Origin of the sequence: Galactobacter sp., assembly GCF_022712295.1 — a bacterium.
In the GTDB taxonomy this organism is placed as follows: Bacteria; Actinomycetota; Actinomycetes; order Actinomycetales; family Micrococcaceae; genus Galactobacter.
In genome coordinates this window covers 17,997-38,159 of record NZ_JALAGT010000131.1, presented here as the reverse complement: position 1 = coordinate 38,159, position 20,163 = coordinate 17,997, and the positions used below count along the sequence as shown (strand labels likewise).

At 66.6% G+C, this 20,163-nt stretch carries 14 protein-coding genes and 1 tRNA gene; 6 read left to right on the top strand and 9 right to left on the bottom strand.

What is annotated here, in order from left to right; translation table 11 throughout:
• Positions 1 to 79: 79 nt before the first annotated feature.
• From thrB to lysA, 4 genes are read right to left on the bottom strand one after another with little or no spacing between them, the layout of a single operon-like run.
• Positions 80 to 1,093 (bottom strand): homoserine kinase, encoded by a 1,014-nt coding sequence (thrB, locus tag Q0A15_RS09905; protein WP_291279367.1) that lies wholly within the window; start codon positions 1,091 to 1,093, stop codon positions 80 to 82.
• A complete protein-coding gene (gene thrC / locus Q0A15_RS09900; RefSeq protein WP_291279366.1) occupies positions 1,090 to 2,190 on the bottom strand; it encodes a threonine synthase in 1,101 nt (366 codons plus the stop codon). Before thrC ends, thrB begins: the two co-directional genes overlap by 4 nt.
• A 7-nt stretch (positions 2,191 to 2,197) precedes the next feature.
• On the bottom strand, positions 2,198 to 3,499 hold the full coding sequence (locus tag Q0A15_RS09895; RefSeq protein WP_291279365.1) for a homoserine dehydrogenase: 1,302 nt from the start codon (positions 3,497 to 3,499) through the stop codon (positions 2,198 to 2,200).
• A 36-nt stretch (positions 3,500 to 3,535) separates the two neighbouring features.
• Positions 3,536 to 4,969 (bottom strand): diaminopimelate decarboxylase, encoded by a 1,434-nt coding sequence (lysA, locus tag Q0A15_RS09890; protein WP_291279364.1) that lies wholly within the window; start codon positions 4,967 to 4,969, stop codon positions 3,536 to 3,538.
• Positions 4,970 to 5,196: 227 nt separating this feature from the next.
• Between lysA and Q0A15_RS09885 the strand changes: the two genes are divergently transcribed.
• Together Q0A15_RS09885 and Q0A15_RS09880 are read left to right on the top strand one after the other, a co-directional pair.
• Positions 5,197 to 6,798 carry a hypothetical protein gene (locus tag Q0A15_RS09885; protein ID WP_291279363.1) on the top strand — a complete coding sequence of 534 codons (1,602 nt, stop codon included), beginning with the start codon at positions 5,197 to 5,199 and terminating at the stop codon, positions 6,796 to 6,798.
• Positions 6,795 to 8,762, top strand: a complete 1,968-nt coding sequence (locus Q0A15_RS09880) for an AarF/UbiB family protein (RefSeq protein ID WP_291279362.1) — start codon at positions 6,795 to 6,797, stop codon at positions 8,760 to 8,762. Before Q0A15_RS09885 ends, Q0A15_RS09880 begins: the two co-directional genes overlap by 4 nt.
• Position 8,763: 1 nt before the next feature.
• Here Q0A15_RS09880 and Q0A15_RS09875 read toward each other — a convergent pair whose 3' ends face one another.
• Positions 8,764 to 9,477, bottom strand: a complete 714-nt coding sequence (locus Q0A15_RS09875; protein ID WP_291279361.1) for a ubiquinone/menaquinone biosynthesis methyltransferase — start codon at positions 9,475 to 9,477, stop codon at positions 8,764 to 8,766.
• A gap of 2 nt (positions 9,478 to 9,479) precedes the next feature.
• Positions 9,480 to 11,120, bottom strand: a complete 1,641-nt coding sequence (argS, locus tag Q0A15_RS09870; RefSeq protein ID WP_291279360.1) for an arginine--tRNA ligase — start codon at positions 11,118 to 11,120, stop codon at positions 9,480 to 9,482.
• Positions 11,121 to 11,438: 318 nt separating this feature from the next.
• Between argS and Q0A15_RS09865 the strand changes: the two genes are divergently transcribed.
• The 3 genes from Q0A15_RS09865 (at position 11,439) to Q0A15_RS09855 (ending at position 16,209) form a co-directional block, all read left to right on the top strand.
• Entirely contained in the window at positions 11,439 to 13,421 is a 1,983-nt protein-coding gene (locus Q0A15_RS09865; protein ID WP_291279359.1) for an HNH endonuclease signature motif containing protein, read from the top strand.
• A 57-nt stretch (positions 13,422 to 13,478) separates the two neighbouring features.
• Entirely contained in the window at positions 13,479 to 16,103 is a 2,625-nt protein-coding gene (gene mgtA / locus Q0A15_RS09860) for a magnesium-translocating P-type ATPase (RefSeq protein WP_291279358.1), read from the top strand.
• Between the two features lie 33 nt (positions 16,104 to 16,136).
• Positions 16,137 to 16,209: transfer RNA gene (locus Q0A15_RS09855), tRNA-Arg, on the top strand.
• A gap of 71 nt (positions 16,210 to 16,280) precedes the next feature.
• Here Q0A15_RS09855 and Q0A15_RS09850 read toward each other — a convergent pair.
• The gene (locus tag Q0A15_RS09850) at positions 16,281 to 17,000 is read right to left on the bottom strand and encodes an SDR family oxidoreductase (RefSeq protein ID WP_291279357.1); all 720 of its coding nucleotides are present in this window, start codon (positions 16,998 to 17,000) and stop codon (positions 16,281 to 16,283) included.
• A 20-nt stretch (positions 17,001 to 17,020) separates the two neighbouring features.
• The gene (locus Q0A15_RS09845) at positions 17,021 to 18,100 is read right to left on the bottom strand and encodes an alkene reductase (RefSeq protein ID WP_291279356.1); all 1,080 of its coding nucleotides are present in this window, start codon (positions 18,098 to 18,100) and stop codon (positions 17,021 to 17,023) included.
• A gap of 164 nt (positions 18,101 to 18,264) precedes the next feature.
• Between Q0A15_RS09845 and Q0A15_RS09840 the strand changes: the two genes are divergently transcribed.
• Positions 18,265 to 18,861, top strand: a complete 597-nt coding sequence (locus Q0A15_RS09840; protein ID WP_291279355.1) for a TetR/AcrR family transcriptional regulator — start codon at positions 18,265 to 18,267, stop codon at positions 18,859 to 18,861.
• A 26-nt stretch (positions 18,862 to 18,887) separates the two neighbouring features.
• On the opposite strand, the gene Q0A15_RS09835 is transcribed toward Q0A15_RS09840, so the two are convergent.
• The gene (locus Q0A15_RS09835) at positions 18,888 to 20,024 is read right to left on the bottom strand and encodes a transporter substrate-binding domain-containing protein (RefSeq protein ID WP_291279354.1); all 1,137 of its coding nucleotides are present in this window, start codon (positions 20,022 to 20,024) and stop codon (positions 18,888 to 18,890) included.
• Positions 20,025 to 20,163: the final 139 nt, after the last annotated feature.

Sequence of the window (20,163 nt, the reverse complement as noted above, 5' to 3'; positions counted from 1 at the left end):
CTTCGAGTCGCCTGACGGAGCTTTGGGCGGGATGCACGGACACGGTCAAGAATGGAAGGAAACCTGTGTGGTGCCCCCATTACGCTACCGGCCGGTGCACCTCAACTGTAACACCGGATGTATCGATCCCGGGCGCTGACACGGTCCACGTCACATCCGAGTTCTCCGTGAGCCTGCCCAGCAGAGTCAGGGCCTCCTCGCGTTGGGAGGCTTCGACCAGGATCAGGGCGGTGGGTCCTGCGCCGGAAACGGTGGCCGCGAACCCCTCTGAACGCGCCTGCTCGATGAGTCGCGCGGTGTGCGGCATGGCCGGGGCGCGGTATCCCTCGTGCAGACGATCGCGAGCCGCCGACGGCAACAGGGCCGGTTCATGGGTCAGTGCGTGCACCATCAGGGCCGCGGCTGCAGCGTTGGCCGCCGCATCCGCATGAGGCACCTCGGCCGGCAGCAGTCCCCTGGCCACCTCGGTGGACAGGATCACGTCCGGAACCGCGACGATCGGCACCACGCCGGAGTGCGGGGTGGGCAGCGCCACCCTGAAACGACGGTGTTCGTCGGATTGTTCCCAGGCGATGGTGAGCCCGCCGTACACCGTCGGTGCAACGTTGTCCGGGTGCCCCTCCAGGCGAGCGGCGAGTTCGAACACGTCGTCTCGTCCGGGACGAAGAACCAGTTCCTGCGGCAGGGTGGCCGCAGCGGTGGCGACCGCCGCGACGATGACTGCGGAGGAGGAACCCTGTCCACGGCCGTGTGGGATCCTGTTGACCGCGGTGAGCTCCAGGTCCACCTGAGAGTGGTCCACTCCCCAGGCGTCCCATGCCAGCCTGATGGTGCGGGCTGCCAGGTGCGTACCGTCCGTGGGCAGGCAGTCTGAGCCCTGCCCGGTGATCCGGACCGTGGCAAGGCCGGTACCCGCCACGATCCGGGTGGTGAGATCGTCGCCGTACCCGAGCGCCAGGCCCAAGGTGTCATACCCCGGCCCCAGGTTGGCGCTGGTGGCCGGCACGTGAACGGACACGCCCGCCCCGAGAAGCGGAGTGGTCCCTCCGGGAACCTTCACCAGCCCGGTGAGCTCGGGTACGACGGCGGTCACTTCAGGCCCAGCGCATCCGCAACGGCCACCACGTCGAAGTCGACCTTGGTGGGGCGCACGTCGTCGCCGTCGGCTTCCTTGATGGCCCAGTCGGGGTCCTTGAGACCGTGGCCGGTGACCGTGATGACGATGGTCTTGTCCTTGGGGGCGGTTCCCGCACGATGGTGCTTGAGCAGACCGGCTGCACCGGCGGCGGAGGCGGGTTCCACGAAGACGCCCTCCTTGGAGGAGAGCCAGCGGTGGGCCTCGAGGATCTCGTCGTCGGTCACGGCGTCGATCAGACCACCGGACTCGTCACGGGCGGCCTCGGCGTTCTCCCAGGAGGCGGGGTTGCCGATCCTGATGGCGGTGGCGATGGTCTCCGGCTCCAGGATGGGGTGCCCTGCAACGATCGGTGCGGACCCTGCGGCCTGGAAGCCCCACATCACGGGGGTCTTGCTGGAGACGGCGGGCAGCACGGTTCCGTCCTCGCGGGTGTAGTCGGAGGCGTACTCCTTGTAGCCCTTCCAGTAGGCCGTGATGTTGCCGGCATTGCCGACGGGAAGCAGATGGTAATCGGGGGCGTCTCCGAGCAGGTCGACGACCTCGAAGGCACCGGTCTTCTGCCCCTCGATGCGGTTCGGGTTCACCGAGTTGACCAGGAACACCGGATAGGACTCGGAGAGCTTGCGGGCCACCTCGAGGCAGTTGTCGAAGTTGCCGTCCACCTGCAGGATCTTGGCGCCGTGGGCCACGGCCTGGGAGAGCTTGCCCATGGCGATCTTGCCGTCCGGCACCAGCACGGCGCAGGTCAGACCTGCCTGCAGCGCGAAGGCAGCGGCGGAGGCGGAGGTGTTGCCGGTGGAGGCACACACCACGGCCTTGGCCCCTGACTTCACGGCGGCCGTGATGGCCATGGTCATGCCGCGGTCCTTGAAGGAGCCGGTAGGGTTCATCCCCTCCACCTTCAGGTAGACCCGGTTCCCGGTCTCCGCGGACAGTGCGGGGGCGTACACCAGGGGTGTGCCTCCCTCGCCGAGGGTGACGATGGTGTCCCCCTCCTCCACGGGCAGACGATCGGCGTATTCGCGGATGACCCCGCGCCAGACGTGCGCCATATCGGGTTCAGTTCCCTTCCACTCGCATGACGGACGTGATGGCTTCCACCACGTCCAGGTGATTCACGGCGGCGACGGTCGCGTCCAACGCTGACTGCCGTCCCTCGTGGGTGATGATGCGCAGGCGCACGTTCGAGTCCTCGTCGAGGCCCGAGCGACCGTACTGCTGCATGGATTCGATGGAGACGCCATGCTCGGCGAACACCGTGGAGATACGTGCAAGGACACCCGGTGCGTCCACCACGTCGATCCCGAGCGCGTAGCGCGTCAGGGATGCGGAGACCGGCAGCGCCGCGACCTCGGCCCCGGTGGAGCCGGCGGCTGGTGCCGCACCGGTGACCAGCGCGCGGGCGGCCATCACGACGTCGCCCATGACGGCCGACGCTGTGGGGGCGCCCCCGGCGCCCTGCCCGTAGAACATCAGCTCGCCGGCATTCTCCGCCTGGACGAACACGGCGTTGAACGCGCCGTGGACGGCGGCGAGGGGGTGCTCACGGGAGATCAGCGCGGGGTGGACGCGCATCAGCACACCGGCTTCTGCCTTCTCCACGATGGCCAGCAATTTCACGACCTGCCCGGACTCGCGGGCGGCGGTGACGTCGGCCGCGGTGACCTGGGTGATGCCCTCGGTGTGCACCTGATCGAGTGTGAAGGTTCCACCGAAGGAGAGGGAAGCGAGCAAAGCTGCCTTGGCCGCGGCGTCGTATCCCTCCACGTCCGCGCTCGGGTCGGCTTCGAGGTAGCCCAGCTCCGAGGCCTCCTGCATGACGTCCTCGAGGTCTGCGCCCTCGCGGTCCATCTTGTCCAGGATGTAGTTCGTGGAACCGTTGACGATGCCCATCACCTTGGTGACGGTGTCGCCTGCCAGCGACTCTGCCAGGGGCCGCAGGATCGGGATGGCACCCGCCACAGCGGCCTCGTAGCTGAGCAGCGTGGAGTTGGCCGCGGCCAGCGCGAAGAGGGAATCACCGTGGGTGGCCAGCAGGGCCTTGTTCCCGGTGACCACGGGGACGCTGCGGTTCAGTGCACGTTCGATGAGGCCGCGAGCCGGGTCGATGCCGCCCATCAATTCGATGACCAGGTCGGCACGGTCCACGGCCGCCTCGGCGTCGGCCGTGATGAGGTCACGCGGGATGTACGGGCCACGGTCGGCCTGGGTATTGCGAACCACCACGGAATCGAGGGCGAGGCGCGCGCCGGCGCGGGAGGTGAGGATCGCCTCGTCCTCGGCAAGGATCCGTGCCACTTCCGCGCCAACGGTTCCTGCTCCGAGCAATGCGACCTTCACGGTCCTGGTCTCCTGGCTCATGTTCTCCTCATCGTGTCTCATGTGCGTACGTGCCGCTCAGATGCCCGCATCGCGGGAGAGCAGATCGGATTCGTTCTCGCCGCGCACGATCACGCGGTCTGTGCCGCCGGACACAGCGACGATGCCGGGGCGCGGAAGGTAGTTGTAATTGCTCGCCAGGGACCAGCAGTAGGCGCCCGTGGCAGGTACCGCGAGCAGGTCACCGCGATCCAGGTCGGACGGGAGGTAGGCGTCCTTGACGACGATGTCGCCGGACTCGCAGTGCTTGCCGACCACACGGGAGAGCACCGGTTCCGCGTCGGACACGCGTGAGGCCAGAACCACGGAGTAGTCGGCGTCGTAGAGAACCGGACGGGCGTTGTCGCTCATCCCACCGTCCACGGAGACGTAGCGACGCGTGGCCGGCCCGTCCTGTGACTCCACCTCCACGTCCTTGCGAGTTCCCGCGGAGTACAGCGTGACTCCTGCGGGGCCGGCGATGGCGCGGCCGGGCTCGATACTCACGCGCGGCACCGCGATGTCTGCACCGGCGCAGGCGTCCGCAACGGCCTCCGCGATGCCGGCGGCCAGGGCCTCGGGCGTCATGGGCTGGTCCGCCTCGGTGTAGGCGATGCCGTAGCCACCGCCCAGGTCGATCTCGGGCAGTTCCACGCCGTGGGTCTCACGGATCCGCCCGAGGAAGCCGATCACTCTGCGCGCCGCCTCGGCGAATCCGTCGGTCCCGAAGATCTGGGAGCCGATGTGGCTGTGCAGCCCGAGCAGCTCGATGTTGCTCGCGGAGAGCGCCAGGGCCACGGCCTCCTCCGCGTCCGAGACGTCCCGGCCGGTGCGGGGGATCAGGGAGAGACCGAACTTCTGGTCCTCGTGGGCGGTGGCGATGTAGTCGTGAGCTCCGGCGTGCACGCCGGGGGTCACGCGCAGCATGACGGGGGCGGTGACCCCGAGTTCGGCGGCTGCGGCCTGGAGGCGGTGAACCTCCTCGACCGAGTCCGCGATGATCCGTCCTACGCCGAGGCTGAGCGCGCGGGTGATCTCGTCGTCGGACTTGTTGTTTCCGTGCAGGCCGATGTTGGCGGGGTCCACGCCCGCCGCGAGCCCCACCGCGAGTTCGCCGGCGGAGGCGGTGTCCAGGCGCAGGCCTTCCTCGGTGATCCAGCGAGCAACGGAGGTGTTCAACAGGACCTTGCCCGCGTAATAGACGTCCGCGCCGTCGCACAGCGGGGCGAAGGCCTCGTTGAAGGCCTCACGAAAACGACGCGCACGTGTTCGCAGCTCGTCCTCGTCCACGATGTAGAGCGGGGTGCCGTAGCGCCGCGCCAAGTCGTTGACGCTGACGCCGCCCATTTCAAGAACGCCCTGGCCGTCTCGATGCGCCGAGGCAGGGAACAAGGCGACCCCGTTCTCCGGGGTCAGATCCGACCCGGGGCCGGGGAAGCTGAGCCAGGTGGGTGCGAGGGGTGATGCGGGCACGGCGTCCTTCACTGATTCTTGATACACATGGATCTTGTGCAAGTGCCGCTCGAGCGGCCTGCCGACAAGTGCGGCACATACGAGCCTACCGGGGCAACGGACGTCCGCGGGCCTCCATGACGCAAGCCGGATCCCTCTCCGGATTCTCGACGCATGTTCGGGATCACGGCCACGTAGGCTGGGGCCACCGAATCCGCAAGGGTTGCCCGTCACGAGGAGTTCAGATCATGAGCACCAGCGATACCGCATCAGGCAACAACACGCCGTCGGACAGCGGCCCACAGCAGGCCCGTCCCACGCCGGGAGCCCCATGGGGCGAGACGATTCCCGGTGAGCCCGCCGGCTCGCTCCCGCCGGTGGTGACTGGGCCGCCAGTGTTGGCAGCGCCACCGGGGCCGCCGGATGCGCCTGGTCCCCAGGGGGCGGGCCCGACGCCGCCGAAACGGCGGGTCCCGCTGTGGGTGTACTGGGTGGTCGGTGCCGTGGTGCTCGCCTTGGTGGCCGGGACCGTGGTGTATTTCCTGGTTCGGAACAAGGATGACGGTGGAGCATCCTCCCCCGCCAAGGCGGCGGCCGCGCTGGAGCGCAACGTTGCGGACAAGGACGTGATGGCGCTGGCCGCGCAAGTAGCCCCGTCCGAGTACGCGCCCTACGCCCAGAACGTCGCCGCGCTACTGAAGGACTCAGGCCTGCACCAGGCCATCACGGGCAAGGAAGACCAGGATCCGGTCTCCGCGCTGAGCTCCGCGGACGAGATCCTGGACGCAGTGGACGTGAAGCGCTCCAAGCTCACCAGCAAGGTTTCACACCAGGGCAAGCACCTGGCCGCCGTGGACGTCACATCGTGGGACCTCGACGTTGCCGTGGACCGTGAGGCCATGGAGAAGGCTCTGAAGAAGGTCGGTAAGCAACAGGGGGCGGACTCCGTCGAGTCCATGCTGCAGGACCTACGAGACGCGAGCGACGAGGACCTGAAGCACAGCGGCGACATCATCGACGAGGACCAACCGCTGCGCTTGGTGATGGTCAAGGAGGAGTCCGGTTGGTACCTCTCCCCCGTGTTGACGGGCATCGAGTCCTCACGTCTGGCCGATGTGGCCGACGACGCCGACGGCCCCTCCGAGCCCGAGCCGGACTGGGACGCCGATCCCACGACCTCCAAGGGCGCATCATCACCGGACAAGGCGTTCAGCGACTTGATCGACAACCTACTGGATGCCAAGAGCGTCAAGGACCTCTACGCAGACCCGGTGGTGTCCCGATTGGCACTGCCGGAGCGTCGATCCCTGATGCTGTATCGCCCCTTCCTCGACCAGGCGGCCGCCGGGGCGGACTCCTCCGATATGGGCGGTATGGGCCGGATCGGTTCCATGGTGAGTCTCGATTGGGGGCTGAAGTCCCACCAGGTCAAGGACGACCTCGCCATCGTCTCCATGGGTTCCACGAAGTTGTCCATCCCGATGCTCGGCTCGTTGGAGTTCGACGGAGCAAAGCTGTCGCTACCGCAGTCGGCGGGCGGACCGAGCGGTCCCATCGACTTCGGGGTCGGGTTGGAGAATCCTGACCGCTTCGGCGTCGCCGCGGTCAAGGACCAGGGAGGGTGGAGGGTCTCCTTCATGGACACCGTGCTGAATTACACGACGCTGAAGGCCAACGAACAGGCGCTGGCCTGGGGCAAGGAAATGTACACGGACGAGTCGGCCACGTCCGATGACTCCCCCGGCTGGGACGACTTACCCCCTCTTGCCCAGAACATGCTCGGCGTCATGGCCTCGTTCCAGAAGGCCGTCGACGCAGCGGAGCCGACCCCGGAGGCATACATCCCGTGACCGTCTTAGGCTGGCTCATCGCGCTCCTGGTCAACCTGGCGCTGGCAGGGCTCATGGCCGCAGTGGTACGCCAGTTGCTTGGAGCCCAGGTCGGTTGGCCCCGCAGCGTCTTTGTCTCCTACGTTGCCCTGGTGGCCTTCATACCGGTCACGGTCTGGATGGCCAGAGAGGTCGGATTCCTGGACGGAGGCGACCAGCTCAAGATCCCCGTCCTCTTGCTGATCGGCCTGCTCGTCCTTGCCTTCGCCTGGGCACTGGTGCTGTGCACGGCTGTGGTCGTCATCCTCGAGGCCCTGCTTCCCACCGGCTCCATCCCTTCCGTCCTGTCATGGCCTGCCCTGATCGCCAAGGCCTGGAGACGCATGGTGCGATACCGGAAACTCGCCTGGATCGTCACCAGATCCGGCTTCTCCGGAGCCCTGCAACAGGGCCCGCGCTCGGAGCGCTTCGACGCCGCACTGGTGCGGACACTGGATGAGGCCGGCCCCAGTTTCGTGAAGTTGGGTCAGCTGCTCTCCACCCGTCCCGACGTCATTCCTCCGAGTACGGCGACGGCGCTGTCCAAACTGCAGTCCTCGGCGCTTCCCGTTCCCACCTCCGAGATCGTCACAGTGTTGGAACGGGCCTGGGGCCGCGACCCGCACCAGGTGTTGGGGCGGCTTGATCCGACACCGCTCGGCGCGGCCTCGATCGCCCAAGTTCATGCCGCGCGCACCACCGATGGCCGCGACGTGGTGGTCAAGGTCCGCCGCCCTACGGCGGCACACTTGGTGACCGTGGACTCCGACATCATGTTGCGATTTGCCCGCACGGCCAACCGGCGCTTCGGGTGGGCAAGTGAGATCGGATTCGAGGAGCTGACCGTGGGCCTCGTCAAGGTCATGAACGAGGAACTGGATTACGGGATCGAGGCCTTCAACACCAAGGTGGGGCGCCGTCTCACGGCGAACGTGCCGGAACTGGTGGTCCCTGAAGTTGACCAGGAATTGTCCACGGACGAGGTCCTCGTCATGGATCTCATCGAGGGCGTTCCGGTCCCCCAGGCCGTGGATGACATGACTCCTGAACGCCGCGAGGAACTGGCTCACGCGTTGTTGGAGTGGGTCATCCGTGGCGTGCTCGTGGAGGGGTTCTTCCATGCCGACCTGCACCCCGGCAACATTCTGGTCACGCCGGAACACCAGTTGGGCATCCTCGATTTCGGTGCGGTGGGCTTGATCGATCAGGAGACCAGGAAACTGCTGGCCGGGCTGATCGGCGCCATCCTGGAGGACGATGCGGTGGTCGCCACCACCGCATTGCAGATGATCTTCGATCTTCCTGCGGATGTCGACTCTCGCGCCCTGAAACGCGACCTCGGCCGGTTGCTGGCCCGCGTCCATGCCTCTGGGGAGACCGATTCCACCCTCTTCTCCGATCTGGTCCAGCTGCTGCGCGGGCACCGGATCGGGGTACCCGGTGACATCGCCGGGGCCTTCCGCACGCTCGGTGCGGTGGAGGACACCCTCAAGGCCCTGGTCCCAGGGAACTCACTGGTGGAGGGCGCACGTTCAGCCATGCCCGGTGTCCTCGCTGCACTCGCCTCCCCCACTCGTGCGGTCAAACGCGCTGGGGTGGAGGCCCTCGTGGTGGGATCGGTGGCCAAGCGCATCCCGGACCGGGTGGAACGCATCACCGATGCACTCGCCGCCGGTGAGTTCAATGTGAACACCCGCCCCTTGGCTGACGTCGGTGAGCGCCGTTGGCTGCGTCGCATGTTGGACGACGCCCTGTCCGTGATCTTTGCCGCCGTGTTGGCCGTGGTCGCGGTCAACCTGGCCACCAGTCACGGTGGAGCCATGCTCACCGAGCAGTTGTCTCTGGCACAGTTGGGCGCCGCGGTGCTCGGCCTGATCGCCATGGTCCTGGCGCTGCGCGTCCTGGTGCGCGTCTTCAGCAGACGGGCTGCCGTCGATACGGACTAGCTCAGCGCGGTTTGCGCGCCTGCCAGATCACGTTGGTGCGGAGGAAGTGCGGCGTGTAGACGACATCCGTGAAACCGGCTCGCTCGAAGCGATCCTTGAGTTGCTTGGGCGGCAGGAACCCCAGGGTGGAATCCGTGAGGTAGTGATAGGCCTCCGGATCCTTCGCCACAACCTTGCCGAGGGTGGGGATCACAGCCTGCATCCCGATCCTGACGAACGGCGCCAGCGGCCCGGTTGGAGGTGAGGATTCCAGCGCGACGACCAGCCCGCCGGGTTTCAGGACGCGATACTGCTCCCCCAAGACCTTGTCCAGGTCGGAGACGTTACGCATCAGGTAGCCGTGCGTGATGGCATCGAAGGACTCGTCGCCATAGGGCAGCTCGTGGGCGTCCGCGAACTCCCACGTGATGGGAGACTCCGGGTCCTGCCTGCGCGCCACGTCCAGCATGCCCTCGGAGAAGTCGGCGCCCACCACGTGGGAACCGGGGCGACGGGCCTGGACGGACCGTGCGATGACGCCGGTGCCGGTGGCCAGGTCGAGATAGTCGCTGCCCTGCACGGTGGTGGCCCGGCGCGCAACGTCGGCGCACCAAGCGGCATGACGGTTCAAGGTCATGAGCCGATTCATGGTGTCGTACCCGGCCGCGATGCGGTCGAAGGTGCCCTGCACCTCGGCGTCGTGCCCAACCGGTGTGGAATGCTGCGGCTGCGACATGGTCACATCTTCTCCGGTGCGGAAACGCCAAGCAGGTCCAGTCCGTTGGCGATCACCGTGGTTGCGGCATCGTTGAGCCACAGGCGCGTGCGGTGCACGGGTTCCACGGCAGCCTCACCCACTGGAGTGATGCGGCAGGCGCCGTACCAGGAGTGGTAGGCGGAGGCCACGGCCTCGATGTGTCGGGCCACGCGGTGAGGCTCACGGGCCTTGGCCGCGCCTGCCACCACCGAAGGGAACTGGCCGAGCGCGGCGAGCAGCTCGTTCTCGGTGGGATCGGTCAACAGCGAGGCGTCGAACTCGGAGCGGTCCACGCCACGTGCCTCGGCCTGACGGGCGGCCTGGCGGGAACGAGCGTGGGCGTACTGGATGTAGAACACCGGGTTGTCGTTGGAGGCCTTCTTGAGGACCTCCGGGTCCACTGTGATCGGGGAATCGGCGGGCACGCGTTCCAGCGAATAGCGCAGGGCGTCCGAGCCGAGCCAGTCGATCAGGTCGCGCAGCTCGATGATGTTGCCTGCACGCTTGGAGAGCTTGGCGCCGTTGACACTCATCAGCTGGCCGATGAGGATCTCGATGTTCTTCTCCGGGTCGTCGCCTGCGGCGGCGGCAATGGCCTTGAGGCGACCCACGTAGCCGTGGTGATCGGCACCCAGCAGGTACATCTTCTCCGGGAAGCCACGGTTCTTCTTGTCCAGGTAGTACGCGGAGTCCGCCGCGAAGTACGTGGGTTCACCGTTGGCACGGATCAGCACGCGGTCCTTGTCGTCACCGAAGACCGTGGTGCGCAGCCAGACGGCGCCGTCCTGGTCGAAGACGTGGCCCTGCTCCCGCAGGTGATCAACGGCGGAGGCGATGGCGCCCGACTCGTGCAGGGTGGTCTCGGAGAAGTACTTGTCGAAGCTGACGCCGAAATCGGCGAGGGTCTTCTTGATGTCCGCCATCTGCAGCTCGTAGCCGAACTGGCGCAGCACGGGGATGGCGGCTTCCTCGGTGAGGGCCTTGACCTCGGGGTGCTCGGTGGCGATGGCCTGAGCCAGGTCCGCGATGTACTGGCCCGGGTAGCCGCCCTCCTGGACAGGCAGGCCGTGGAGGCGGTTGTAGATGGACAGCGCGAAGGTGTTCATCTGGTTACCGGCGTCGTTGATGTAGTACTCGGCCTGGACGTCTGCGCCGGAGGCACGCAGGACACGAACGATGGCGTCGCCCAAGGCGGCCCAGCGGGTGTGGCCGATGTGCAGCGGACCGGTGGGGTTGGCGGAGACGAACTCCATGTTGATGGTGTGGCCAACCAGGGTCTCGTTGCGGCCGTACGCCGAACCGGCCTCGACGATGGCCTTGGCCAGTTCCCCTGCGGCGGCGGCATCGAGGCGGATGTTGATGAAGCCGGGGCCGGCGATGTCCACCGAGGCCACACCGGGAACCTCGACCAAGGCGTCGGCGATCAGCTGCGCCAGATCGCGCGGATTCATCCCGGCGCGTTTACCCAGCTGCAGGGCCACGTTGGTGGCCCAGTCGCCGTGATCGCGCTGCTTGGGTCGCTCCACCTTGACCGTTCCGGGGAGTTCCACCTGCACGCGCCCGGAGGCAACGAGGTCGGAAAGGATACGGGACAGGCTGGCGGAGAGTTCTTCGGGAGTCACGAGGCACGATTCTACCGGGGATTCCGGCGCCGCCCACGTCTGCTTGCCCACGTGTGAGGCACCTGTCACTCCACCCGCATCGAAGAGACCGGGCTGCACCCCGTGTTCACAATTCTTCTCGATATTGTTCGACACATTCTCTGGCATACCGAAAACAGATGTTCAACGGAAAGGACGACACTTACTTCTATACCACTTTCTCTACCATCTAACGTGGCCCTGGAGTAGGATTGCAGAAACAGATCGGAGACTGAGATCCGGGGGATTTCGGCATCGGGATCAGGCGTCGAGGGGGCGTCGGCACAGGGGGTGACAACGATGACCATCACGGCAGAAACGCACGCACCATTCGTCGCCGAGATGCCGGAAATCCTCGGCATGTTGGACATCGCGGCATCGTCCAACGCCTCCGCCACCACCATGATCCAGGGCTTCTTCGGCCGCGACGGATCCGAGTTGCAGCGGCAGGCCACAGGGGCGCTGGTCCCCGAAGCGGAGCAGAACCTCTCCCCGACCACCCGCCGACCCACCATCCAGGATTTCCGTGACGTCCTGTCCGCAGTGAACACCCTCAGCGCGGAAATCGATCATTTACGAACTATCTGCGCAGAAATCATCATGACGGGCTCCGACCCCTTCATCGAGAAGCCGCAAAGGATCAGCGACCGTCTCGGGGAACGCTCCCCGGAAGCCACCATCAAGAAGTACTTATTGCACTCCCCAAAACAATTACGGGACACCAAGACCGTGCGCACCGCCATCACCGGAGGTGAGGGGTGTTCCTTCTCCCCCATGCCACCGTTGCTCCCCGTCCTCGCGACCGCCGTCCAGGACGCGGCGCTCACCTTGGAGCAGGCCGAGGCCATCGCCTCCGCGCTCACACCTGTGGCACGCAGGAAGTCCGGCGTGGATCCCGAAGTCCTCGCCACCGTGGAATCGATCCTGGTGGGCCACGCCACCGGCGGACGCATCGGAACCCCGCCGGACACCCTTGACCCCAGCGACCTGGCGACGGGTCGATACGGGGTCGGCATGCACCCCGAGGAGCTGAAGCGGCTCGGGAAGCAGCTGGCCGAGCTCATAGACCAGGATGGTCCCGAACCCGCCGACAACGAGGTCCAGGCCAAACGCAGCCTCACCCTGAAACCCGGCCGCAAACCAGGCGACCCGGCACGGCTCACCGCGACCCTGACCCCGGAGGCCTACGAACAGCTCACCGTCCTGCTCTCCGCGATCCTTGACCCCAAGACCGCTGCCGGCGCCGAGCCGACTGCTGCCGGCGCCGAGCCGACCGAGGGCGGGACCCACCCGGTCCTACCGTTCCACGTCACGGACGTCGATCAGGTCGGACACACTTTCCGCTTCCCAGACGAGGATCCCGTCACCTTCCCCCAGGCCCAGCACGACGCGTTCGTGACCCTGCTCGGACTCGCTGCCAAGACCGCTCCGGACCAAGGCGGGGCTCCCCCGCGGGTGATCCTGTTGGCCCGCGCAGAGCAGGTGCTCAAGATCCTGAACTCTCAGGCGATCGAGGAGCTCGGCCTGGCCGACTCGATCACCCTCGACCGCGCCGGCCAGGTGGGCCGCCCCGGCCGGGTGGGCCATTCCGGGGGCCGCACCGCCGACGGCGACGCGACAACGGTCGTGGACCGGACCGTCGGGCGGGCCATCCGCACGCTGCTCCGCACCGGCGAGGCGGGATTCCTCACGGACGAGGCAGTCGCTGGGGTCAACGGGCTCATCGAACTGCTCAATCGAGAACACTTCCTCCGCAACGACGATCCGACCCAGTACTTGAGGAAGAACAGCTCGGGCCTGAGGACGAACGGCCCGGGTCCCGATCAAGGAGAGGACTCTCCTGATCGTTGCACCCCGGCCCCGCCCTTCTTCGGTTCGTCGCTGCTCCAGGATCCCCGCCTCCTCGATTCCGCACTTCTCCCGGCCACTGGGGAAACCATTCCCCTGTCCAGGCTCGGAACCCTCCTGTGCTCCGCCATCACGGAGATCGTGGCCACCCGACGTGGCGATTTCCTCTCCTACTCCGTGACCGAGCGGAGGACCTTCACGCCGGCGCAACGCAGGGTCCTGCTCACAACCTTCACCAGTTGCGCCGTCCCCGACTGTCATGTTCCCGGCCTGCGCTGCGACGCCCACCACGTGCAGCCTGCCGCACTCGACGGACCGACCACGGTTTCCAACGGAGTCCTACTCTGCCGACATCACCACACGAAGCTCCACCAGGGTCGGCTGCGCCTCGTACCGAGGCAGCCCGGTATTCCGGGACTGGATGCCACCGGATGACCGCACCCCGGCGGCAGGCACTTGGCGAAGTCTGTCCCCCGGGTCCACCATGGCCCAGTGACCACCACGCGTGAACCGGCTCCCCTTCACACCCGCACAGCGGACGACGTCCTACGTTGCCTCGGTTCCTCGACCACGGGACTGAGCTCGGAGGCGGCCGCGGCGGCTCTCCCTGCCACGCGGGCCAGGGCTGTCACCAACCGGAGCTCACACAACGGCTGGGCGCTGTTGGCCCATCAATTCACGTCCCCGATCATGCTCGTTCTGATCGCGGCCACGGTCCTCTCGGGTGTCCTCGGCGACTGGTTGGATGCCACCATCATCCTGGTCATCGTGCTGCTCTCCGGTGTCCTGGACTTCGCCCAGGAGCGCGGCGCGGCCAACTCCATGAGCGCACTTCTGGCCGGCACCAAGCTGCAGGCCACCACGTTCAGGGACGGCAAGCCCCTCGAGGTCGACTTCGACGCCGTGGTGCCAGGCGACGTCATCCGGGTCTCCGGCGGCGACCTCCTCCCGGCTGACGCGATGGTCCTCTCGTCGCACGACCTGGAGCTTGACCAGGCCGAACTCACCGGTGAGACCTACCCCGTCACCAAGACGCCCGGCCCCGTCCCGGAGAACACGGCCATGGCCGAACGCTCAAACCTGCTCTACTCCGGCACCCACGTGGCCTCCGGTCACGGCACTGCGGTCGTGGTGGCCACCGGTCGGGACACGCAATTCGGGCAGGTGAGCGCATCGCTGACCGCCAAACGCAAGCCCACCGGCTTCGAGCGAGGCATGACCAGGTTCGGTCTGCTCCTGACCCGCATCATGGTGGTTCTCGTCGTGGTCATCTTCGTGGTCAACCTGGTGCTGCGGCGCCCTCTCGTGGACTCTGCCCTCTTCTCGCTCTCGCTGGCCGTTGGTCTGACCCCGCAACTGTTGCCTGCCATCGTCGGCCTGTCCTTGGCCCGGGGCGCACGCACCATCGCCGCCCACCACGTCATCGTGAAGCGCCTCAACGCCATCGAGGACTTCGGGGCCATGACCGTGCTCTGCACCGACAAGACGGGCACCATGACGGAGGGACTGATCAGGCTCTCGGCTCCGATCAATGTGCTGGGCGAACCCGAACCTCGGCTGTTGGCCACCGCCGCGTTGAACGCCACGCTGCAGCGCGGCCTGATCAATCCCATGGACCGAGCCATCGCCCAGGCGGCGTCCGCCGCGGGCCTGGACACGAACGGCGCCCGCGCCGTGGGCGAGGTTCCCTACGATTTCCAGCGCAAACTCCTCTCCGTCGCGGTCGCCTCCGCAGAGCCCATCTGGCCGCTGCCACACGCAACAGCCATGCCCGACGCCGTGGGCTCGGCCTCCGCCGTCATGGTCACCAAGGGCGCCTTCGATGCCGTGGTGCTCCGATGCGCCCACGCGGTGGGCGAGGACGGGGCCGTCGTGGACCTGGACACGATGCTGCCCGAGGCGAACCGAACCGTCGAGCATCTTGGGGCCCAGGGTGTGCGGGTGCTGGCGGTGGCCGTCAAGGAGGTCCAGGATCCGGACATCGCGGTGGAGGACGAGGCCGGGATGACGCTGATCGGCCTGCTGACCTTCGCCGATCCCATCAAGGAGGACGCCGCCGGGACCATCGAGGCCTTCAACGACGCCGGCGTGGCCGTGAAGATGATCACCGGTGACGCCCACCCCGTGGCCAGGCACGCCGCCGGGGCGCTGGGCCTCGACCCGGAGGCCATCCTCACCGGCACCGAACTGGACGGGATCGGCGAGGAGGAGCTCCCGAGCCGGGCCGCGTCCACGGACGTGTTCTGCGAGACCAGCCCAGCGCACAAGCACCGCATCATCGAGGCGCTGGGCAGAGCCGGGCACACCGTCGGCTACATGGGCGACGGCATCAACGACGCTCCGGCGCTCAAGGCGGCGGACGTGGGGATCTCCGTCCAGGGTGCGGCGGACGTGGCCGCGGAATCCGCGTCGCTGGTCATGACGGAGAAGGACCTTGGCGTGCTGCGGCAGGCCATGCTGGCGGGAAGGGCCACGTTCGCCAACACCATGAAGTACATCCAGATGACCACCTCGGCCAATGTGGGCAACATGATCTCCATGGCCGTGGCCTCGGTGGTGTTGCCGTTCCTGCCGCTGCTGGCCGCACAGATCCTGGTGATCAATCTGCTCACCGATCTTCCGGCTACGGCGATTGCCACCGACAGGGTGGACGCCAAGCAGCTGGCCCACCCGCAACGGTGGGACCTGCGGCTCATCCGCAATTACATGCTCGTCTTCGGTGTGCTCTCCTCCTGCTTCGACCTCTTCACCTTCTGGATCCTGCGAGCGGGGTTCCACTCAGGGGAGCAGGAGTTCCAGGCCGCCTGGTTCCTCGGATCCGTCCTCACGGAGGTGCTGGTCCTCTTCAGCCTGCGCACGCGCGGACCACTGTGGCGCTCCAAGCCGTCCCGGATCCTGGTCCTGCTCGGTGCGCTGGTGGCGGCGCTGGCCTTCCTGCTGACGCTGACACCGGTCGGCGCGCTGTTACGCCTGAGTATTCCCCCTCTGAACTTGGTGGGCCTGATCGTCGCCGTGGCCGTGGCGTACGTGGCCGCCAACGAGGCCATTAAGGCGCTCTTCTGGCGCGTCCCGTCCCATCGTCATCCCGGGGCACGGGGGAAAACGTCGATTGGGTGACTTGCCCCGCCCGGTGCTAGGCTCGTGTGCGCTGCCCTTGTAGCTCAGTGGATAGAGCGTCCGCCTCCGGAGCGGAAGGTCGAAGGTTCGAATCCTTTCGGGGGCACTCCGATCAAGAGACCCGCCCCTCGGCACCGCAGGATGTGTGCCGAGGGGCGAGTCTCATTTCATGTCCTCTCACACCTCCGGGCCGACACCCAGCTGCGGATATATGGACTCCAGCGGCTGTGACAGCCCGGCCTTGAGCCGCACGGAGACCTCGTCCGCGAGGACTTCGTAGCCGCCGGCTTCCACGGTGTCGAAAACCTGGGCCACCAAGTCGGCCGGGTCGACCTTCGGTTCCGTGATGTGGGCCGCCATGGCGGTATCCACCCACCCGACGTGGACACCCACCACCTGTACACCGGCGGGCTGCAGCTCCAGGCGCAGGGCATTCGTCATGGACCAGAGTGCTGCCTTGGTCACCGAGTAGATTCCCGCCACGGCGTACCAGGCCAAGACGGAATGCATGTCGATGATCGCCGTATCACCTTCGTTGGCGGTGAGGACAGGAGCAAAGGTGCGGATCAGATTCAGCGGCCCGAGAAGGTTGGTCTCGACCGAGCTGCGGATCTCCTCATCGCTGTGCGCCAGCAAGCCGGGGGTTCCGGGTGAGATGCCGGCATTGTTGATCAGGATGGTCACGTCCGAGGCCTGCGCTGCGGCGTCGTGGATGGAGGCCGGATCAGTGACGTCGAGCCTGAGTGGGACTATGCGCTCGTCGTCCCATTCCTTGGGGTTACGAGCACTGGCGTATACCTTGGACGCACCGCGGGCCAGCGCCTCGCGAACGTAGTGCTCGCCGATACCACGGTTGGCCCCTGTGACCAGGACCACCGCTTGCTTGAGGGATGTCATGGGGTTCCTCTCGTTGTGGTTCAGGCCTGGGCCAGGACGGGGTAGTCGACGTAGCCGTGTGCCCCTCCGCCGTAGATGGTGCTCGGATCCACCTCGTTCAGTGGGGCGCCGGCGCGCAATCGCTCGACGACGTCGGGATTGGCCAGCGCAAAGCGGCCCAGGGGTGCGATGTCCGCCAGCCCGCGGTCGATGTCAGCCGCGATGCCGCCGCGTTCGCGCCCGTAGCGAACCACGAGCATGGCGGTGGGCCATGCCTCACGCAACGACGAGAGCAGCTCGTCGTCGCCCAGATGGTGCACATGCAGGTAGACCAGGTTCAGCTTCGCGAGTTCGCCGACCAGATAGCGGTACTGCGCCCGGACTGCATCGACGTCACCCTCATGCAGCCCTCCGAGTGGGAAGGCCGGGGAGATCCGGATGCCGGTACGCTCCGCACCGATCTCCTCGGCGACAGCCCGCGCCACCTCGACGACGATCCTGGCGCGATTCTCGATGGATCCGCCGTACTCATCGGTGCGCTGGTTCGCGTTGGGCGCCAAGAACTGGTGAAGCAGGTAGCCGTTGGCCGCATGGATCTCCACCCCGTCGGCACCCGCTTCCACGGCCGAGGCCGCGGCGTGGCGGAATTCGCCCACCACGTCCTGGATCTGAGCCACGGTCAGTTCGCGCGGGATCGGGGTGATCTTCTTTCCTGTGCTCGTGTGCATCTCCTGCTCGGCGGAGATGGCGGACGGCGCCACCGGCTGACGGTGGTGTGGGGTGTTGTCCGGGTGAGACATGCGTCCGGCGTGCATCAACTGGATGAAGAGGTGCCCGCCCTGCTCATGTACCGCATCGGTGACCTTGCGCCAGCCGGCCACGTGTTCCGGCGTGTAGATGCCAGGGGTCAACATGAAGCCCTGCCCGTCCTCCGAAGGCTGAGTGCCCTCCGTGATCAGCAATCCGAGAGAGGCTCGCTGAGCGTAGTACTCGGCGGCGAGGACACCAGGTGTGCCGTCCGGATTGGCCCGGCTCCGGGTCATGGGTGACAGCGCGAGCCTGTGTTCCAGGTCGATGTTTCCCAGGGTGAAGGGCGTCCAGATGGAGTTCAGAGAGGTCATGAGTTCGGTTCCTTGAGTAATCGCTGGTGGCGTGGAGTCGACGACCTGGGGTGGTCGTCGCGGCCAATGGGAGAATGAACCCGAGATCACCCAGGACCATTCAACAATGACTCTACTCAAAACCGACTGCAGTCAGTTTTTATTCCAGGAGACGATTCATGCCCATGCCGGACGCCCCTCTCGGACGACGCGAACGGAACAAGCAGGCCAAGTTGGAACGCATCACCGCGGCCGCCGGCGAACTCTTCGCTCGACACGGCATCGACGAGGTCACCACCCACCAGATCGCGGAGGCGGCCGACATCGGCACCGGCACCCTGTTCCTCTATGCACGGAACAAGGCCGAACTGCTCTTGTTGGTCCAGAACAGCCACTACGCCACGGCCCTGGAGCGGGGGCGGGCCGCCGCTGCACACCAGGACGAGGCACTCCAGGCGTTGCTGGCGCTACTGACCCCGATCATCGAATGCAACAGGGTGCACGTCGGCAACGGGCGCACGTACCTGCGCGAGATGGTTTTCGGCGATCCCGCCGAACCCCATCACGCGCAGGCACTGGCCATCTCCGGACGCACAGGGGAGGCGATCGCAGGCATCCTGATAGAGCACCTAGGCGTGACCACCGAGGACGCAGCGAAGTACGCCAGGGTCGCCTCCGCGATCATGTTCCTGACGATGGCCTCAAGCGAGTACGCGGACAGTAGCGTCGAGGACATCGTGGGTGCCATTCGTTCCCAGGTGCAGGCGGTACTCCCCCACTGAGGTTCCCTGCGTCGGCCTCGGACCGATCAGTCCTTCTTCTCCGGCTTCGGCATCCCTGCCGGGTTGACCTCCACCTTCTCCACGACCTCCGATTCGAGGCCCCAACGCTGCTGGGACTTCTTGAGGTCACCGGATTTCAGATCGTGCTCCAGCACGGTGGCCAAGGACTCGACGAGTCCGTTGTCCTTGGCCGTGGCTACTCCGACATCGGAATTGTCGGGCCAGCCGGCGTTGACGAGGCCCACGGCCGTCATTTCCTTGTCCACCCTGGCCTGGTAGATCTGCGACGGGTTGGGGCCGAAGTACGCGTCGGCACGCTCGGCTTTCACGGCCAGGATGCCTGCGGAGGTGTCGTCGTAGTAGACCAGTTCTGCCTCGTCGAGGCCCTTCTTCTTGTTGGACTCGTTCCAGGCCTGCAGGATCTTCTCCTGATTGGTCCCGGACCCCACCACGATCTTCTTACCAGCAATGTCGGCGGCGGAATCCATCTGCTTGATGCCGGCGTCCTTGCGCACCAAGAAGGAGTGCAGTCCGTGGCGGTAGGTGGCGAAGTCGAAGAGATCCTTGCGTTCCTCGGTGACGCCGACGTTGGAGACCACGACGTCGTACTTGCCGGACTGCACGCCGAGCGGCCAGTCGGCCCAGCTGGTGGTCTTCACCTCAAGGTCCAGGTCAAGGCCGTCGGCCAGGAGTTGGGCCACGTCCACCTCGGAGCCCACCACGGTGGAACCGTCCGAGGCGTGAAAGGTCAGCGGAGCGTTACCGGAGGTCGTCGCGATGGTCAGTTTCCCGGACTTCACCGGCTTGAAGCCGGAGTCCTTGAGCTCGTGTACGGCTTCCTCCACCGGATCCGTGCGCACGCGATCCACCTGCTGGGGTGAGGTATCGACAGCGGAACCATCCACAGCGGGTTCCGACGCAGCGGCGTCCGCCGAGCCGGCGGCCGAGTTCTTCGCCGCGGAGGCGGTGCCGTCCTGCTTCCACAGCAGCGCTCCCCCGCCCAAGCCGACGCCGATCCCCACCACGAGCGCTGCAGCGACACCCACCACGAGTGGCTGCAGTCCCGTCAGGCGGCGCCGCTTACGGACCGGCTGCTCGGTCGCGTCGGCTCCAGCGGAAGCCTCAGAAGCCTGGGGGTCGGGCGTTTGACTCGGTTTGGACATCGATCTCCTCCAGAGGGCTGATGCACACATCGGGGACATCGTGCGTGCGGGTTCGAACGCTCACGCTAGGAGCGAGGCGGCACGTGCGCCGATTCGTGACGACGCGGAACGCAACATTTGTGCTGCGAAGAAGGACAAA

Excerpts from the sequence above, each read along its gene's own strand:
- Q0A15_RS09865 (WP_291279359.1), top strand. The coding sequence starts at position 11,439 with ATGACCATCACGGCAGAAACGCACGCACCATTCGTCGCCGAGATGCCG.
- Q0A15_RS09835 (WP_291279354.1), bottom strand. The coding sequence starts at position 20,024 with ATGTCCAAACCGAGTCAAACGCCCGACCCCCAGGCTTCTGAGGCTTCC.
- Q0A15_RS09850 (WP_291279357.1), bottom strand. The coding sequence starts at position 17,000 with ATGACATCCCTCAAGCAAGCGGTGGTCCTGGTCACAGGGGCCAACCGT.
- Q0A15_RS09840 (WP_291279355.1), top strand. The coding sequence starts at position 18,265 with ATGCCGGACGCCCCTCTCGGACGACGCGAACGGAACAAGCAGGCCAAG.
- Q0A15_RS09885 (WP_291279363.1), top strand. The coding sequence starts at position 5,197 with ATGAGCACCAGCGATACCGCATCAGGCAACAACACGCCGTCGGACAGC.
- Q0A15_RS09845 (WP_291279356.1), bottom strand. The coding sequence starts at position 18,100 with ATGACCTCTCTGAACTCCATCTGGACGCCCTTCACCCTGGGAAACATC.
- Q0A15_RS09875 (WP_291279361.1), bottom strand. The coding sequence starts at position 9,477 with ATGTCGCAGCCGCAGCATTCCACACCGGTTGGGCACGACGCCGAGGTG.
- thrC (WP_291279366.1), bottom strand. The coding sequence starts at position 2,190 with ATGGCGCACGTCTGGCGCGGGGTCATCCGCGAATACGCCGATCGTCTG.
- Q0A15_RS09895 (WP_291279365.1), bottom strand. The coding sequence starts at position 3,499 with ATGAGCCAGGAGACCAGGACCGTGAAGGTCGCATTGCTCGGAGCAGGA.